The 16093-nt window shown below is 66.7% G+C and carries 15 protein-coding genes; 4 read left to right on the top strand and 11 right to left on the bottom strand.

The window, feature by feature from the left end; translation table 11 throughout:
* The first annotated feature begins 7 nt into the window (after window positions 1-7).
* The 3 genes from ACSQ9A_RS06315 to ACSQ9A_RS06305 are packed head-to-tail and all read left to right on the top strand — an operon-like array spanning window position 8 to window position 3928.
* Entirely contained in the window at window positions 8-1420 is a 1413-nt protein-coding gene (locus tag ACSQ9A_RS06315) for an amidase (RefSeq protein ID WP_436303049.1), read from the top strand.
* 59 nt (window positions 1421-1479) lie between these two features.
* Window positions 1480-2463 (top strand): tripartite tricarboxylate transporter substrate-binding protein, encoded by a 984-nt coding sequence (locus tag ACSQ9A_RS06310; protein ID WP_436303048.1) that lies wholly within the window; start codon window positions 1480-1482, stop codon window positions 2461-2463.
* Window position 2464: 1 nt separating this feature from the next.
* Window positions 2465-3928, top strand: coding sequence for a DHA2 family efflux MFS transporter permease subunit (locus tag ACSQ9A_RS06305; RefSeq protein ID WP_436303047.1), 1464 nt, complete (start codon window positions 2465-2467; stop codon window positions 3926-3928).
* Between the two features lie 22 nt (window positions 3929-3950).
* Here the strand turns inward: ACSQ9A_RS06305 and ACSQ9A_RS06300 are convergent, their stop codons facing one another.
* The 11 genes from ACSQ9A_RS06300 to ACSQ9A_RS06250 all read right to left on the bottom strand — a co-directional run bounded on the left by ACSQ9A_RS06300 (window position 3951) and on the right by ACSQ9A_RS06250 (window position 14993).
* Window positions 3951-4739: an SDR family oxidoreductase gene (locus ACSQ9A_RS06300; protein WP_436303046.1), complete on the bottom strand. Its 789-nt coding sequence runs from the start codon at window positions 4737-4739 to the stop codon at window positions 3951-3953.
* Between the two features lie 19 nt (window positions 4740-4758).
* Window positions 4759-5682: a DMT family transporter gene (locus ACSQ9A_RS06295; RefSeq protein WP_436303045.1), complete on the bottom strand. Its 924-nt coding sequence runs from the start codon at window positions 5680-5682 to the stop codon at window positions 4759-4761.
* Window positions 5683-5687: 5 nt separating this feature from the next.
* On the bottom strand, window positions 5688-7301 hold the full coding sequence (locus tag ACSQ9A_RS06290; RefSeq protein ID WP_436303044.1) for a gamma-glutamyltransferase family protein: 1614 nt from the start codon (window positions 7299-7301) through the stop codon (window positions 5688-5690).
* A gap of 3 nt (window positions 7302-7304) precedes the next feature.
* On the bottom strand, window positions 7305-8276 hold the full coding sequence (locus ACSQ9A_RS06285; RefSeq protein ID WP_436303043.1) for a Bug family tripartite tricarboxylate transporter substrate binding protein: 972 nt from the start codon (window positions 8274-8276) through the stop codon (window positions 7305-7307).
* 85 nt (window positions 8277-8361) lie between these two features.
* Entirely contained in the window at window positions 8362-9876 is a 1515-nt protein-coding gene (locus tag ACSQ9A_RS06280) for a tripartite tricarboxylate transporter permease (RefSeq protein WP_436303042.1), read from the bottom strand.
* A gap of 13 nt (window positions 9877-9889) precedes the next feature.
* The gene (locus ACSQ9A_RS06275; RefSeq protein WP_436293871.1) at window positions 9890-10378 is read right to left on the bottom strand and encodes a tripartite tricarboxylate transporter TctB family protein; all 489 of its coding nucleotides are present in this window, start codon (window positions 10376-10378) and stop codon (window positions 9890-9892) included.
* A 118-nt stretch (window positions 10379-10496) separates the two neighbouring features.
* The gene (locus ACSQ9A_RS06270; protein ID WP_093108963.1) at window positions 10497-12284 is read right to left on the bottom strand and encodes a GspE/PulE family protein; all 1788 of its coding nucleotides are present in this window, start codon (window positions 12282-12284) and stop codon (window positions 10497-10499) included.
* A 2-nt stretch (window positions 12285-12286) separates the two neighbouring features.
* The gene (locus ACSQ9A_RS06265) at window positions 12287-13048 is read right to left on the bottom strand and encodes a spermidine synthase (RefSeq protein WP_093108964.1); all 762 of its coding nucleotides are present in this window, start codon (window positions 13046-13048) and stop codon (window positions 12287-12289) included.
* Entirely contained in the window at window positions 13048-13569 is a 522-nt protein-coding gene (locus tag ACSQ9A_RS06260) for a DNA-deoxyinosine glycosylase (RefSeq protein WP_436303041.1), read from the bottom strand. The genes ACSQ9A_RS06265 and ACSQ9A_RS06260 overlap by 1 nt, the downstream gene beginning before the upstream one ends.
* A gap of 64 nt (window positions 13570-13633) precedes the next feature.
* Complete coding sequence (locus ACSQ9A_RS06255; protein WP_093108966.1) at window positions 13634-14008, bottom strand: hypothetical protein; 375 nt, start codon at window positions 14006-14008, stop codon at window positions 13634-13636.
* 124 nt (window positions 14009-14132) lie between these two features.
* Window positions 14133-14993 carry a TatD family hydrolase gene (locus ACSQ9A_RS06250; protein WP_436303040.1) on the bottom strand — a complete coding sequence of 287 codons (861 nt, stop codon included), beginning with the start codon at window positions 14991-14993 and terminating at the stop codon, window positions 14133-14135.
* Between the two features lie 90 nt (window positions 14994-15083).
* Here ACSQ9A_RS06250 and ACSQ9A_RS06245 point away from each other — a divergent pair, with 90 nt between their 5' ends.
* Window positions 15084-16064: a S1C family serine protease gene (locus ACSQ9A_RS06245; protein WP_436303039.1), complete on the top strand. Its 981-nt coding sequence runs from the start codon at window positions 15084-15086 to the stop codon at window positions 16062-16064.
* Window positions 16065-16093 lie beyond the last annotated feature (29 nt).

The following is a 16093-nucleotide window of genomic DNA, read 5'->3' as shown; positions in this document are numbered from 1 at the left end:
GTGCGAGATGTCGGCCACCGAGGTGCGCGCCCGGGTGGCGCGACGCGAGCTGTCGCCGGTCGAGATCACCGAGGCCGTCCTCGCGCGAGCCGATGCGCTCCAGCCACGGCTCAACTGCTTCATCACCATCTGTCACGACGAAGCGCTGCGCGCGGCGAAGGCGGCAGAGGCGGCCGTGATGCGTGGCGAGGCGCTCGGCGCACTGCACGGCGTGCCCTTGACGGTGAAGGACCTGGTCAACACGCGAGGCGTCCGTACCACCTTCGGCTCTGTGCTGTACCAGGATCATGTGCCCGACCACGATGCGGAAGCAGTGGCACGCTTGCGCCGGCAGGGCGCGATCCTGATCGGCAAGACGACCACTTCCGAATTCGGCGCCAAGTGCCTGACGGACGCCCCGCTGTTCGGGCGGACCTGCAACGCGTGGGATGCCACGCGCACCAGCGGCGGATCGAGCGGGGGTGCGGCGGTGGCCATGGCAGCGGGTATTGCGCCGTTGGCCGTAGCCACCGACGGCGGCGGATCGACGCGCATTCCGGCCGCTTGCAACGGTGTCGTGGGTCTGAAGCAGAGCCAGGGTGTTGTTCCGCACAGCCAGGTTCAAGACGCCTTCGCCAACTACACCTATGTGACTCCAACCACCCGCAACGTGGCCGACACGGCACTCATGCTGCAGGCCATGGCCGGCGAACATGGATCCGATCCCTGGTCGATCGGGATGCCCGTCACCCCCTACCACGATGTGCTGCGCCACGATGGAGACCTGAAAGGTCTTCGCCTCCTGTTCTGTGCAGCGCCGAAGGGGCGTCCGATTGCCCGCGACGTCAGCAGCGCATTCGAACGGGCGCTGGGCAGCCTGCGTGACTTGGGCGCCGAGCTGGAGGAAATGTCCGGCCAGGGCTTCGATATCGAGCCGCTGTGGCGGGTGATCAACCACACCAGCTGGCGGGGCCGCTTTGCACCGCTGGCCGCGGCGCACGGCGACAAGCTCAGCCCTTCGCTCTTGCAGCAACTCGCCTTGGCGAAGGATGTCGATGGGGTCGAATACCAGCACGCGATGTTCGCCCGCACCGAGCTTTTTCGGCACGTGCAGGAATTGCTGGCGCGCAGCGATTTCCTGGTCATGCCCACGCTTTCCTGTACGGCACTGCCGATCGATCAGGACCTCTTCGGCTCCATGAACATCGACGGGAATGTTGTTCCGGAGGTGCGGGCGAACTGGTTTCCCTGGACCATGCCCTTCAACCTGACCGGGCATCCGGCCATCAGTCTGCCGTGCGGTGTCGATTCCGCTGGACTGCCGATCGGCTTGCAGATCGTGGGCCGCTTTCGTCAGGACGCGGCCTTGCTGCGCGTGGCGGCTCTCTTCGAAGCATCGCAGGCGCACGAGACGTTCACGCCCGAGTTGGCTTTTTGCTGATGTGCAGGTGCTTGCCTGCGCCTTGCCGGTCGTCTTTCCCTCCCTCCCGAAAGCCTCCAATGACCAAGCTTTTGAACTCTTTCCTGTTCAGCGCGACGCTCGCCCTGATTTCCACTGCGACGGCCGCCGAGACCAGCACCGCGCCCGCAGCGCCGATGCGGCTGATCGTGGGCTTCCCGCCAGGCGGCGCGCTGGACACGCTGGCCCGTGCCGTGGCTGAACAGATGAGGGTGTCCCTGCAGGAACCGGTGCTGGTGGAGAACCGCCCCGGAGCCTCCACGCGCATTTCGATCGAGGCGGTGAAGAATTCGCGGCCGGACGGCAGAACCATCCTGCTCGGATCGACGCCGCCGTTTGTCATCTTTCCAATGACGTACAGCCGCTTGAACTACAACGTGGACAAGGACTTCATTCCGGTGGCCCACCTCGCGTATGCACCGACGGTGGTGTCGGCCGGCGCGCAACAACCCTACCGCACCGTCAAGGAATATGTTGCGTGGGTCAAGCAGAACCCCACGCAGACTGGATTCGGCCTGACATCCCTCGGCGGCGCGCTGCATTTCAGCATCTTGATGCTGGCCAAGGCCGTCGATGCGCCCCTTGCTGCGGTCAGCTACAAAGGCGGGGCGCCCTTGGCCGCCGACATCGTCGGCGGACACGTTCCGATCGGCACGGACGCGCTCGCCAGCCAATTGGAGCTGCACCGCGCCGGCAAGCTGCGCATTCTTGCCGTGTCGGGCAAGACCCGCCTGAAATGGCTGCCTGACGTTCCCACGCTGAACGAATCGGGTATCACAGCATTCGATCACGCGAATGCTTCCTATGGGGCCTACGCGCCAGCCGGCACACCCAAGGAAGTCGTCGCGCGGCTTGAGCAGGCCATGATCGCCGCCATGAAGGTGCCGCAAGTGCGAGAACAGCTGGATCGCCTCGGACTGGAGGCCAGCGGATTGCCGGGCGCGGAACTGCAGAACACGATGCGCACGGAGCGGGCGTTCTGGCGTCCGGTGGTCGCAGCATCCGGCTTCAAGAGCGAGGACTGAGGTGTCGCAAGCAACGGCCCGCCCGCCCTTGCTGTCATCGCCCCGCAAGCTTGCAGGGTGGCCGGTGCTCCTGAGCGCATGCCTGGGCGCGGCGCTTTGTTTCGTCAATGCCAGTGCGTTGAGCGTGGCTCTGCCACTGGTGGCCGGGAGCCTGGAGGCCACGCCAGCGCAGGCGAGTTGGATCTTGTTGTCTTACATGCTGGTCAGCACGATCTGCATCTTGAGTTTCGGGCGCCTGGCAGACATCTGGGGGCGGCGTCGGCTCTACCTTGCAGGATTGGCGATTTTTGTGCTTGCCAGCGCAGGCTGCGCGTGGTCGGCCACGGCGCCGGTCTTGCTCATGTTCAGGGTATTGCAGGCGGTTTGCGCAGCGGCGGTGTTTGCCAACACCAGCGCCCTCGTGAGTGACGCGTTTGGCGGCGGCAGGCTGGGCTTGGCATTGGGGATCCTGGCGATGGTCGCGGCGCTCGCACAGGTTCTGGGACCCCTCATCGGAGGCGCAGTAGCAGCCGTATGGGGTTGGCGCGCGATATTCCTGCTCAATGTCCCACTGGGCGTTGGAGCGCTCGTATGGTCATGGTGCGCACTGCCATTCATGTCGGCACCCAGCGTCGAACGGTTCGATGGCATCGGCGCGCTGCTGTCCTTCGCGGGACTGGGTGGCGTGGTGTATGCGCTGTCGATGGGCGGCCCTCAAGGCTGGCTGAGTCCTGGGGTATGCATTGGCGCGGTGGTGGGGGCCGTTGCACTCGCGGCCTTTGTTGTGACGCAGATGACCCGGACACAGCCCCTGGTCGATCCTGGCCTCTTTGCAGATCCTTCGCGCGCGGTGGCTTATGTTTGCGTGCTCTTGCTGTCCGTGGCCCAAGCGGCACCCGTGGTGCTCGTTGCATTGTTCATGCAGGTAGCCGGCGGTTTGGATTCGCTGGGCGCGGGAATCCGCATTGCGCCGGTCGCTTTGGGAATGTTGTTGGCCGCACCCGTTGCCGGCGCGCTCACCCGTCGCATTGCCGCCGAACATCTGTGCACGGCGGGGATGTTGCTCGCCGCTTGCGGTCTTGTCGGGCTGACTTTTTTCCTGAGCCCCGATGTCGACGGAGCGAAGCTCGGTGCGAGTCTGCTTCTGTTCGGTGTCGGCATTGGAATCTTCGTCACGCCCAACAACACTGCCATCCTGCGCAGTGTGGGCACGGAGCGCCGCGGCATCGCCAACGGCGTGCGTTCCACTCTGCAAAACGCGGGGTTTGTGATCGGCACGGCCTTGACGCTGAGCATCGCGACTGCACCGTTGCCCCCACTGGCGCAGCGCGCTGCATATGGCGGCTCCCTGGGTCATTTGAGCGACGCCGATCTTGCCAGCTTTACGCAGGGATGCCATTGGGCGCTTGGAACCCTGAGCGCGTGTTGTGCGCTTGGCGTCCTGCTTTCTCTCGCGATACAGCGTAGAAACAGAGCTGTGCGCTGACGCCGACGACCGTGCCTGCGGCTCAGTAGGTCCCCGGATAGGCCCCGCCGTCGGCCAGCACGTTCTGCCCCGTCAGGTAGCCCGCCTGCACGCTGCAGAGGAAGGCGCAGATGGCGCCGAACTCCTCCGGCGTGCCGAAGCGCCGCGCCGGGATGTTCTTCTTGCGGCTTTCCATGACGGTGTCCAGGTCCTGGCCGGACTTCTTCGCCGCGCCGGCCATGGTGCCCTTGAGCCGGTCGGTGTCGAAGGAGCCCGGCAGCAGGTTGTTGATGGTCACGCCCTTCGCCGCTACGGCCGTGCGCGCGACGCCGGCGACGAAGCCGGTGAGGCCGCTGCGTGCGCCGTTGGAGAGGCCGAGGATGTCGATCGGCGCCTTCACCGAGCTCGAGGTGATGTTGACGATGCGCCCGAAACCGCGCGCGGCCATGCCGTCGACCGTGGCCTTGATCAGCTCGATCGGCGTCAGCATGTTGGCGTCGACCGCCTTGATCCAGGCCTCGCGGTCCCAGTCGCGGAAATCGCCGGGCGGGGGGCCGCCGGCGTTGGTGACCACGATGTCGAAATCCTTGTGTAGCGCGAACACCGCGGCGCGGCCTTCGGCGCTCGTGATGTCGGCCGCGACATGCTTGACGAAAGGCTTGGGCCCCGCGAGCGCCGACAGCTTCTTCGCCGCGACCTCCAGCGCCTCGGCGCCGCGCGCGACGATCACCACGTTCACGCCCTCGCGCACCAGCGCTTCCGCGCAGCCGTAGCCGAGGCCCTTGCTCGCACCGCACACCAGCGCGGTCATGCCTGCAATTCCAAAATCCATGGTCGTTTCCTTCGGGCCTTCAGCGCCCGGTTCGAGTGAAGACAAAAATGCCGGCGATCACCAGGACGGTCCCGGCCGCGATCCACGCGGTGAAGGGCTCGCCGAGGATCAGCACGCCCATCAGGATGGTCGACATGGGCCCGACCATACCCGTTTGCGCTGCCATCGCGGGGCCGATGCGCTCGATGGCCATCATCACCGCCAGCACCGGCAATGCGGTGCACAGCGTGGCATTGAGCACCGACAACCAGATCACCTCGGGCGCCACCTGCAGGGCCGCGCTGATCGGCCGCAGCAGGACGAACTGCGCGATGCACAGCACGCAGGCCACGCTGGTCGCGAGCCCCACCAGCCGCAGCGACCCGAGGCGCTTGACGAACTCGCCGCTGGCGACGAGGTAGACCGCATAGCTCACCGCGCTCAGGAACACCAGCAGCGTGCCCCACGCTGCGGCCGCGCTCTGGCCCAGTTGCACCTCGTGGCCGAACACCAGCAGCACGCCGGCGTAGCTGACGGCCATGCCCGCCACCTGCCAGCGCGTGATGCGCCGGCGGTAGACGATCCAGCCGAACAGCAGCACCAGCGTGGGGTTGAGGTACAGGATCAGCCGCTCCAGGCTGGCCGTGATGTAGGCCAGGCCCGCGAAGTCCAGGAAGCTCGAGAGGTAGTAGCCCGAAAAGCCGAGACCGAACACGCCCAGCCAGTCGCGCCGCGTCAGCGCCGCCTTGCCGCGCCCGGCCCACCAGGCCATGAGCGCGAACAGCGGCAGCGCGAACAGCATGCGCAGCATGATCAGCGTGACCGCATCGACGCCGTAGCGGTACGCGAGCTTGACGATGATCGCCTTGCCGCTGAACGCGATCGCGCCAGCGGTGGCGAGAGCCAGGCCGGGTCCGATGCTCCTGTGCGCGAGCTGCCCGGGCGTGGCCTGAACCGCAGACATCGATCTCAGAACCCCGCCGCCAGGCCGTCGCGGCGCGGATCGCTCGCGGCCACGTAGCCTTCGACCGCCGGATCGCCCGCGCGGCAGATGAACTGGCCGGCGCCGAAGTCCTGGTAGGAGTCGTTGATCACGTCGACCTTGTGGCCGAGCTCCGCGAGGCCGCGCACCGTCGCCGGATTCATGGCGGCCTCGACGTTGATCTCGAGCCCGCTGTTGAAGCGCCAGCGCGGCGCATCGCAGGCAGCCTGCGGGTTCTGGCCGTAGTCCAGCATGCGCACCAGTGTCTGCATGTGGCCCTGCGGCTGCATGTTGCCGCCCATCACGCCGAAGCTCATCACGGGCTGCCCGTCCTTCGTGAGGAAGGCCGGAATGATGGTTTGGAAAGGCCGCTTGCCAGGCGCCACCACGTTGGGGCTCTTGGCATCGAGGCTGAAACCGTGGCCGCGGTTCTGCAGGCTGATGCCGAATTCAGGCTCCACGCAGCCGGAGCCGAAGCCCATGTAGTTGCTCTGGATGAAGCTCACCATCATTCCGCGCTCGTCGGCGGCGGTGAGGTAGATGGTGCCGCCCTTGACCGGGTTGCCCGCCTTGAAGTCCTGCGCCTTGTTCACGTCGATGAGTTTGGCACGCGAGGCGAGGTAGGTGCCATCGAGCATTTGCAAGGGCGTCACCTCCATCGACGATGGGTCCGAGACGTAGCGGTAGGTGTCCGCAAAGGCCAGCTTCATGGCCTCGATCTGCAGGTGCTGCGAAGCGACCGAATCGACCGGAATCGATGCCATGTCGAAGTGCTCGAGGATGCCGAGCGCAATCAGCGCCGCGATGCCTTGCCCATTGGGCGGGATCTCGTGCAGCGTGTGCTTGCGGTAGTTCTGCGAGATCGGCTCGACCCACTCGGGCTTCCAGTTGGCGAGATCGCGCACCTTGAGGCTGCCGCCGTTGGCGTTCGAGAATTTCCCCAACGCCTCGGCGATCTCGCCGCTGTAGAAGGCATCGCCCCTGGTCGCGGCGATGGCCTTCAGGGCGCGCGCCGCGGCTGGAAAGCGGAACAGCTCGCCGACCTCGGGCGCACGGCCCCATGGCAGGAAGGCCTGCGCGAAACCCGGCTGCGATTGCAGGATCGGCGTGGCCGCGGCCCACTTCTGCTGCACCACCGGCGGCATCAGGTAGCCGCGCTCGGCGATCTCGATGGCCGGCGCCATCAGGTCTTCGAAGGGCAGCTTGCCGAAGCGTTCGGACAACGCGACCCAGCCGCCGACCGCGCCCGGCACCGTCACCGAGTCGATGCCGCGCTGCGGTGGCGTCGCGGCATCGGCACCGTACTTGCGGCGGAAGTACTCGGGCGTCCAGGCCTGCGGCGCCGAGCCGGAGGCATTGAGCCCATGCAGCTTCTCGCCGTCCCACAGGATGCAGAAGGCATCGCTGCCCAGGCCGTTGCTGACCGGTTCGACCAGGGTCATCACCGCAGCCGTCGCGATGGCTGCGTCGGCTGCATTGCCGCCCTGCTGGAGGATGCGAAGGCCCGCTTGCGCGGCCAATGGATGCGAAGTCGAGACGACGTTGCGTGCGAAGACGGGGATGCGGATCGAGGGATAGGGATTGGCGTAGTCGAATTTCATTGCTCAGTCGCCTGTGATTTTTCGTTCAGTGATGATCTTTTTCCACTTGGCGGCGTCCTGCGCCGCCATGCTCGCGAATTGCGTGGGCGTGCCGATCGTCGGTGCGATGCCTAGCTTCGACAACTTGTCGCGCACTTCCGGATCGGCGAGCGTCTCGTTGGCCGCCTTGTTGATGCGCGCCGTCATGTCCGCCGGCAGGCCCTTGGGACCGTAGAGCCCGAACCAGGTGTTCGATTCGAAGCCCGGCAGCACCTCGGCGATGGCCGGCAACTCGGGCGCGAGCGGGCTGGGCTTCAGCGTCGTCACGCCCAGCGCGCGCAGCCGGCCGTCGCGCACATGCGGCATGCCGGTGGGCAGCGAATCGAAGAGCACGTCGATCTTGCCGCTGATCAGGTCGGGAATCGCGAGCGCGGTGCCCTTGTACGGGATGTGCGTGACGAACACGCCGGCCTGCGACTTGAACAGCTCGGTGGTGAGCTGCACGATGGTGCCGTTGCCGCTCGATGCGTAGTTGAGCTTGCCGGGATTCTTCTGTGCGTACGCTATCCATTCGCGCACCGTCTTCGCCGGCGAGCTGTTGGGCACCAGCATGACGCTCGGCGCATCGCCCACGTGGGCAATCGGCGTGAAGTCGCGCACCGTGTCGTAGGGCAGCCTGGCGTTGATCGCGGGTCCGATGGCGTGCGTGCTGGTGGTGGCCAGCAGCAGCGTGTAGCCGTCGGCCGGCGCCTTGGCCGCGAGATCGGATCCGATCGCGCCGCCGGCGCCCGGCTTGTTGTCGATGACCAGCGTGGTGCCGAGCTTCTCGCCCATCTTCTGCGACAGGGTGCGTGCAAAAAGATCGGTGGCGCCACCGGCAGGGAAGGGCACGATGAGACGTATGGACTTGCTGGGATAGGCCTGCGCGAAGGCGGTCGGCATGGCTGCCGTACACAGCACGATCGCAGCCGCGCGAAGGAAGTTGATTCTTTTCATGGGCATCGATTCTGACGAGGAGGCAAAGCCTAGTTGAAAAACAAAAAGGCCGCCCTCAGGCGGCCTTTTTGTTCGGCGAGCCCAGTCAATCAGGCTCGACGAAGGCTTCTTCGCGCTTGGACTTCACCGCGGGCAGCAAGACGATCACGACCATCAGCGCGGCCGCCACGAGTAGGCCGGCCGAGATCGGGCGCGTGACGAACACGGCCCACGATCCGCGCGAGAGCAAGAGCGCGCGCCGCAGGTTCTCTTCCATCATCGGGCCGAGGATCAGCCCCAGCAGCAGCGGCGCCGGCTCGCATCCGAGCTTGATGAAGGCGTAGCCGATGACGCCGAAGATCGCGACCATCCAAACGTCGAAGGTGTTGTTGTTGGTCGAGTACACGCCGATCGCGCAGAACAGCACGATGGCCGGGAACAGCCAGCGATAGGGAATCGACAGCAGCTTGATCCAGATGCCGATCAGCGGCAGGTTCAGGATGATCAGCATCAGGTTGCCGATCCACATGGAGGCGATCAGGCCCCAGAACAGCTCGGGGTTGCTGGTCATCACCTGCGGGCCAGGCTGGATGTTGTGGATGGTCATCGCGCCGACCATCAGCGCCATCACCGGATTCGGCGGGATGCCGAGTGTGAGCAGCGGGATGAAGGAGGTCTGCGCCCCGGCGTTGTTGGCCGCTTCGGGGCCTGCGACGCCGCGGATGTTGCCCTTGCCGAAGGGAATCTCGCCCGGCTTGAGCTTCATCTTCTTCTCGAGCGTGTAGGCCGCGAAGGCCGACAGCAGCGCACCGCCGCCCGGCAGGATGCCGAGGCAGGAACCCAGCGTGGTGCCGCGCAGCACCGCCGGCGTCATGTGCTTGAAGTCTTCCTTGGTGGGCCACAGGTGGTGCACCTCGGAGGTGAAGACCTGGCGCTCTTCCTCGGGCCGCGAGAGGTTGGAGATGATTTCGCCGTAGCCGAAGACGCCCATGGCGATCACGATGAAGCCGACGCCATCGGTCAGTTCGGGGATGTCGAAGCTGTAGCGCGCCACGCCCGAATTCACGTCGGTGCCGATCAGGCCGATCAGCAGGCCCAGCACGATCATGCAGATCGCCTTGAGCAGCGAGCCCGAGGCCAGCACCACCGCGCCGATCAGGCCCAGAATCATCAGCGAGAAGTATTCGGCCGGGCCGAACTTGAAGGCCAGCTCGGTCAAGGGCGGCGCGAAGGCGGCCAGGATCAGCGTGCCCACGCAGCCGGCGAAGAAGGAGCCCAGGCCGGCGGCCGCAAGTGCCGCTCCCCCTCGGCCCTGCTTGGCCATCTGGTGCCCGTCGATCACCGTGACGACGGAGGACGATTCGCCCGGCAGGTTGACCAGGATCGCGGTGGTCGAGCCGCCGTACTGCGAGCCGTAGTAGATGCCCGCGAGCATGATCAGTGCGGCCACCGGCGGCAGCGCGTAGGTGGCCGGCAACAGCATCGCGATGGTGGCGACCGGGCCGATGCCGGGCAAGACGCCGATCAGCGTGCCCAGCAGGCAGCCGACGAAGGCGTAGATGAGGTTCTGCAGCGTGAAGGCCGCGGCGAACCCGATGGAGAGGTTGTTGATGAGTTCCATGGCGACGTTGCTCTCAGCCGGTGATGAAGGTGGGCCACACCTGGAACTGCAGCTTCAGCAGGACCACGAAGGCCAGGTAGCTGCCGACGGCCAGGATCGTGGCGAGGATCAGGCTCGACTTGAGGCTGTAGTGCTCGCCCGCGAGGCCGGCGATCAGCACCAGTGCGTAGATCGCGGCGATCAGGCCCATGGCCGGCAACCCGATGCTGGGCAGGCCGCCGAGCAGAATGCCGAACATGAGGTTGGAACCGATGATGTAGCCGAGCGGCCGCCATGCGATCTTTCCGATCGGCTCGCCGTCCACCGTCTCGATGGTGAGGGCCGTGAAGATCACGATGATCCCCAGGATGCCCAGCAGGATGCCCAGCATCAGCGGAAAGTAGCCCGGGCCCATGCGCGCGCCGCTGCCCACGCTGTAGGTCGTCGCGCCCCATGCGAAGGCGATGCCGACGATGGTGAACATCAGCCCCGCAAAGAAGTCCTTCTGACTCTTGATTTTCACGAACAGTCCCCTCGAAAAATTCGAACAGCGGATTGTGTGGTCAGGCAGTGGTCAGCTTGATGTGGATTCCACCTAGCAAGAGCCTAGGGTTATCCCGGGTCGCGAGGCCGCGCCGAAGCTACTCGAGCGGCGGGGTCGCGCTCAAGACTTCGTCGATGGTCGTCAGGCCCTCGGCCACGCGCAGCGCACCCGCCAGCCGCAGCGGCCGCATGCCGTCGACCACGGCCTGGCGGCGCAGGCCAGCGAGGTTGGGCTCCTTGTTGACCAGCGCCTTGAAGCCCTCGCCCACGGTGAGCAGTTCGTACAGACCCATGCGGCCGCGGTAGCCCGTCATGCGGCAGTCGACGCAGCCGACCGGCTTGTAGGCCCGCACCGAGCCCGTGATCTGCCAGGGCTTGACGAACTCGCCGAGCTGTTCGCGCGTGACGCTGTCGTCCGGCGCCTTGCAATGCGGGCACAGGGTGCGCACCAGGCGCTGGGCCAGCACGCCGAGCATGGTGGCGTTGACGAGGTAGTTGGGCACGCCGAGCTCCATCAGCCGCGTGATCGCGCTCGGTGCATCGTTGGTGTGCAGCGTGCTGAAGACCAGGTGGCCGGTGAGCGCGGCCTGCACCGCCATCTCGGCCGTCGCGATGTCGCGGATCTCGCCCACCATGATGATGTCCGGGTCCTGCCGCATCAGCGCGCGCAGGCCCTCGGTGAAGCCGAAGTCCAGCTGCGGCTGCACCTGCGTCTGGTTGAAGGAGGGCTCGATCATTTCGATCGGATCCTCGATCGTGCTCACGTTGACCTCCTCGGTCGCGACACGCTTGAGCGTCGAGTAGAGCGTGGTGGTCTTGCCGGAGCCGGTCGGTCCGGTCACCAGGATGATGCCGTGCGGGCGCGTCACGAGCTGCTCCCAGCGCTGCGCATCGTGCTGCGCGAAGCCGAGCGCATCGAGGTCCTTGACCGCGGTGTCGGGGTCGAAGATCCGCATCACCATCTTCTCGCCGAAGGCGGTCGGCAGCGTGGAGAGCCGCATCTCGACCTCTTCGCCGCGCATGTTGCGGGTCTTGATGCGGCCATCGAGCGGCCGCCGCTTCTCGACCACGTCCATGCGGCCGAGCAGCTTGATGCGCGACACCATCGCGTTCATCACGCCCATCGGCATCTGGTAGGCGGGGTGCAGCACGCCGTCGATGCGGAAGCGGATCACGCCCTGCTCGCGCCGCGGCTCCAGGTGGATGTCGCTGGCACGCTGGTCGAAGGCGTACTGCCAGAGCCAGTCGACCACCTGCACCACGCTCTGGTCGTTGGCATCGAGCTGCTTGTTGCTCTTGCCGAGCTCGACCAGCTGCTCGAAGCTGGCGCCGCCCGCATTGCCGCCGGCCTTCTGCGCCGCGCGCACCGACTTGGCCAGCGAGAAGAACTCCGCCGTATAGCGCTGGATGTCGACCGGGTTCGCGACCACGCGCCGCACCGCGCGGCGCGCCTGGCGCTCGACCTCGGCGATCCAGTCGGTGAGAAAAGGTTCGGCCGTCGCCACCACCACCTCGGCGGGCGTGACCTGCACCGGCAGCACCTTGTGCCGCTCCGCATAGGCCGCGCTCATGGTGTCGGCCACCTTGCCCACGTCGACCCTGAGCGGGTCGATGCGCAGATAGGCCAGGCCGGCGCGGCCGGCGAGCCACTGGCTCAGCATCTCCAGGTCGAGCGGCTTGCCGTCGCTCTCGCGCGTCATCGCGACATTCGCGAGCCGCACCAGCGGATGCTGGCGGCTCTCGGCCTGCGCGCAGCGCGCCAGCGTGCGCTTGGCCTCCACCGGCGAGATCACGCCATCCTTGGCGAGCCATTCGATCAGATGCCGCAGATCGAGCGGCCCTTCGTGGCGGGAGGCGGCGGACTTGGGTGGAGAGACAGCGCTCATGGTCAGGTCAATGGTTTGAATACCCGCAGCCACTTCGGCGCCGGCAGGCCCCACCGAGTCTGGATGCTTTGGGCGCGATCGGCAAGCGCGGGGCGCTTCGGCTGGCTGGGCGTGCGCTGGGCCAGCACCACGGTGTTGCCTTCACGCGTGGGCTTGAAGGCCCAGAGCGCATCTTCGCCGAAGGCGGTGGCGATCTTCTCGAGGCTGCGCTCGTAGCTCGAGGAGCGGCCGAACAGGTTGACCGTCATGCAACCGTCCTCGGTCAGGAGGGCGCGGCAGTCGGCGTAGAAAGCTTCGCTGTCGAGCACCGGCGCGGCGGCCTCGTGGTCGTACAGGTCGACCTGCAGCGCATCCACCGCGCCCTGCCATTGCGGCTTGCGGATCTCCGTCGCCGCGTCGGCCACCACCACCTGCAGCCTGGTGTCGTCGGCCGGCAGCTTGAACCAGCCACGGCAGGCCGCCACCACCTGCGGATTGAGCTCGACCGCCGTGGTGCGCATGCCCAGCGTCTTGCGACAGAACTTGGTGAGGCTGGCCGCGCCCAGACCCAGCTGCATCGCATGGCGGCTGCGCACGCTCGCGGCTTCGACGAAGAGCAGCCAGGCCATCATGCGCTGCACGTACTCGAGCTCGATCTCGAAGGGCGCATCGAGCTTCATCGAGCCCTGCACCCACTCGGTGCCGAGGTGCAGGTAGCGCACATCGCCCCAGTCGGAGAAATTGACTTCCGGAAGTTCAGGCGCCGCGGCTTTCTTCGCCGCCATCAGAGCAGTCCGTGCTTCAGGAACACGTCGCGCCACGCATCGTGCTTGCGCTCGAAGGTCCACGATGCGTTCGCCGCGCTCGAAGACGGCAGCCGGTAGACCGGCACGCCGAGGCCCTGGGTGTGTCGCGCATGCTTGAAGCTTTCACCGCCGTTGTGCGCGATCGCGGCAAGCCTGGGCAGCGCAAGGCCCGCGATGTCGTTCGCCTCGCCGTTGCGGATCGCCGAATCGAGGCTGCCTTCGCGTTCGCAGGCGGCGTACACGTCCCAGAGGCCGAGGCCGCGCTCGAGCAGCCAGGCGCGGCGGGCGGGATAACTGTCTGCGCCCGCCGGGAGCGGGTGGTCGGGCCAAATCGCTTGCAAGATCTTCCAGAAGTGGTTTTGCGGGTGCGCATAGTACTGCCGCTCGGAGAGCGAGCGGCCGCCCGGGAAACTGCCGAGGACCAGAACGACGGTGCGGTCCGAGACGATCGGATCGAGGCCGGTGAGCCGCAGCGGCGGCGCAGGCGATGCTTTCTTCATGCGCGCAGTAGACACAAAAAAACCCGCCGAAGCGGGTTTTTTGGCAAGAGCCCGATTCCCAGACTCAGGGCTTCTTGGCAGCGTCATGCTCTGCCGTGCCGGGCACCTTCTCGCCGACCTTCTTGCCTGCGGTGCGCATGCCGTCGGCCGTCTTGTGGCCAGCGGTCGCCACCGCATTGCCGGTCTTCTTGGCGACCTTCTTGGTGGCGGTGCCCGCCTTCTTGACCCCGCGCTCGGTGGCGCCGACCACCTTCTTCGTCGTGCGCTTGGTGGCGTCGACGGCGTCCTTGCCGGTTTCCTTGGCCTTCTCGGTCATGGTCGGCTCCTGAGCCGCCGGTGCCGCCGGTGCGGGCTGGGTTTGCGCCGCGGCCGACAGGCCGATGGATGCCAGGGCCAGGGCCAGCACGGCGGGCAAGGTGCGAATGGACGATTTGTTCATGGGAAAGCTCCTTTGATGAGTTGGAGTGACGAACTTGCCACTGGCATGCAACGAACACTCGAAGCCCAAGGATGACACCCGGACGACGTCGTGAACGCGCTTGTGCGAAAGTCGGGCACTTGGCCTACGCGTGCTGCGGGATGCCGGCCGACGCATCGATCAGCGAGGACAGACGCGGCAGTGCCGAAACGGCATTTCGCGTGGTCGCCTGGGCCAGCGCGTCGAGCGTGATGCCGCGCAGCCCGGCCACGACTTCGGCGATGCGCGGCAGCTCGCCCGGCTCGTTGCGACCCTGCGCCTCGCCCGCCGCACGCTGCGCTTCGGTGCGGTAGAGCCAATGCGGCTGGATGTCGGGCGCGTCGGTTTCCATCACGATCGACGCGAGCGGGAGCGTCGCGGCAAGACGCCGCAGCTGCAATGCGCGCTCGAAGGTCACGGCGCCGCCGAAGCCCAGCTTGAGCCCGCAATCGATACAGGCCTGCGCCTGCTGCGCGCTGCCGTTGAACGCATGCGCGATGCCCTGCCAGGTCTGGCCGGGCGCGACCTGCCGCAGGTGTTTCAAGACCTTGTCCACCGACCGGCGCACGTGAACGATCACCGGCAGCCCGTGCTTGCGCGCGAGTTGCAACTGAGTGTGAAAGAAGCGCTCCTGCTTGTCGGGGTCCAGGCCGGGCACGAAAAAATCGAGCCCGATCTCACCCACCGCCACCAGGCGCGGATCGTCGCGGCGCGCGGCAAGTTCCGCGTCGAGCAGCGCCAGGTGCTCGTCCTGCGCCTCGGTGGTGCACATCGGGTGGATGCCCAGCGCGTAGGCATCGTTCTGGGCATGCGCGAGTTCGCGCACTGTTGCGAAGTTGGCGGCCGCCACTGCCGGAATCACGCACAGGGCCACGTTCCGGGCTGCCGCGCGATCCCGTATCGCGGCCATTTCGGTGCCGAATTCCGGCGCATCGAGGTGACAGTGGGTATCGATGAAGACGGCCATCGGCCAATGATGCCCGAACGCATGCACAGCCGGAGAAAGCGTGCTACCGTGCCTCTCTCACGCGTCGATTTTTTTGCCGGAGGTGCCCCGATGCGCAGGCCTGCTTTCTACAGCCGCTCACCCCGCGCGCCGCAGGACGCGGCCGAGCCTGGCACGCCCCAGGCGTCCGATGACTCGGAGGTGCCCGCAGCGGCGCCAGCCGCCGCTGCGCCGCGCTGGCAGCCCGGGCGGCGCAGCTTCGCGCTGCTGCTCGCGCTCTGCGTCGGCTCATCGGCCACCGGCATCGCGCTGTGGCCGCGCCAGAACGTCCGCCCGTACACGCAGAAGGACATCGACGCCGCCGTGTTGCGCACGCTGCAGACCGCCACCCTGCCCTCGCCGGCCGCCAAGGCGGCCGAGATCATTCGTCCCTCGGTGGTGCGGGTGGTCGGCTACGGGCCCGAAAAGAAGACGCCGGAAGCCCAGACGCAGAAGCGCGGAAACAACGTCGCCAAGGGCAAGCCGCCCGAGGCCGACGAGCCGCCGGGCGAGGTGGAGCGCGGCGTCGGCACCGGCGTGGTGATCGTCGACAAGGGCATCATCCTGACCAACCTGCACGTGGTCGCCGGCGCCGAGAAGATCAGGGTCACTTTTGCCGACGGCCTCGAGGCGCCCGCCGTGATCACCGGCGTGCAGCCCGAGAACGACCTCGCCGTGCTGCAGGCGCAGAAGCTGCCCGACGACCTGATCCCGGCCACGATGCGCTCGACCGCCGACCTCCAGCCCGGCGACGAAGTGGTCGCGGTCGGCTTTCCCTTCGGCATCGGCCCCTCGGTCTCGGCCGGCGTGGTCTCGGGCCTCAAGCGCTCGTTCCGCTCGCCCGAGGGCAAGCAGGAGCTCGGCAACCTGATCCAGTTCGACGCCGCCGCCAACCCCGGCAATTCGGGCGGGCCGCTCATCAACATGAACGGCGAGGTGCTCGGCATCGTGACCGCGATCCTCAACCCGACCCAGCAGCGCACCTTCATTGGCATCGGTTTTGCAGTGCCGATCGAGAACGCGGCCTCGGCCGCCGGCTCTCCGCCTTTCTGATGGTCTTTCCGATTCCTCACCGAAAGCAG

Origin of the sequence: Variovorax sp. LjRoot290 (assembly GCF_964253985.1) — a bacterium.
GTDB lineage: Bacteria > Pseudomonadota > Gammaproteobacteria > Burkholderiales > Burkholderiaceae_C > Variovorax.
Note: the sequence above shows the minus strand (reverse complement) of the source record. Positions and strands in the feature narration are given on the sequence as shown.

What these genes read in the sequence shown, in the direction of transcription:
- ACSQ9A_RS06315 (WP_436303049.1), top strand. Translation starts at nt 8, where the DNA reads ATGTCGGCCACCGAGGTGCGCGCCCGGGTGGCGCGACGCGAGCTGTCG.
- ACSQ9A_RS06310 (WP_436303048.1), top strand. Translation starts at nt 1,480, where the DNA reads ATGACCAAGCTTTTGAACTCTTTCCTGTTCAGCGCGACGCTCGCCCTG.
- ACSQ9A_RS06300 (WP_436303046.1), bottom strand. Translation starts at nt 4,739, where the DNA reads ATGGATTTTGGAATTGCAGGCATGACCGCGCTGGTGTGCGGTGCGAGC.
- ACSQ9A_RS06295 (WP_436303045.1), bottom strand. Translation starts at nt 5,682, where the DNA reads ATGTCTGCGGTTCAGGCCACGCCCGGGCAGCTCGCGCACAGGAGCATC.
- ACSQ9A_RS06290 (WP_436303044.1), bottom strand. Translation starts at nt 7,301, where the DNA reads ATGAAATTCGACTACGCCAATCCCTATCCCTCGATCCGCATCCCCGTC.
- ACSQ9A_RS06285 (WP_436303043.1), bottom strand. Translation starts at nt 8,276, where the DNA reads ATGAAAAGAATCAACTTCCTTCGCGCGGCTGCGATCGTGCTGTGTACG.
- ACSQ9A_RS06280 (WP_436303042.1), bottom strand. Translation starts at nt 9,876, where the DNA reads ATGGAACTCATCAACAACCTCTCCATCGGGTTCGCCGCGGCCTTCACG.
- ACSQ9A_RS06270 (WP_093108963.1), bottom strand. Translation starts at nt 12,284, where the DNA reads ATGAGCGCTGTCTCTCCACCCAAGTCCGCCGCCTCCCGCCACGAAGGG.
- ACSQ9A_RS06265 (WP_093108964.1), bottom strand. Translation starts at nt 13,048, where the DNA reads ATGGCGGCGAAGAAAGCCGCGGCGCCTGAACTTCCGGAAGTCAATTTC.
- ACSQ9A_RS06260 (WP_436303041.1), bottom strand. Translation starts at nt 13,569, where the DNA reads ATGAAGAAAGCATCGCCTGCGCCGCCGCTGCGGCTCACCGGCCTCGAT.
- ACSQ9A_RS06255 (WP_093108966.1), bottom strand. Translation starts at nt 14,008, where the DNA reads ATGAACAAATCGTCCATTCGCACCTTGCCCGCCGTGCTGGCCCTGGCC.
- ACSQ9A_RS06250 (WP_436303040.1), bottom strand. Translation starts at nt 14,993, where the DNA reads ATGGCCGTCTTCATCGATACCCACTGTCACCTCGATGCGCCGGAATTC.
- ACSQ9A_RS06245 (WP_436303039.1), top strand. Translation starts at nt 15,084, where the DNA reads ATGCGCAGGCCTGCTTTCTACAGCCGCTCACCCCGCGCGCCGCAGGAC.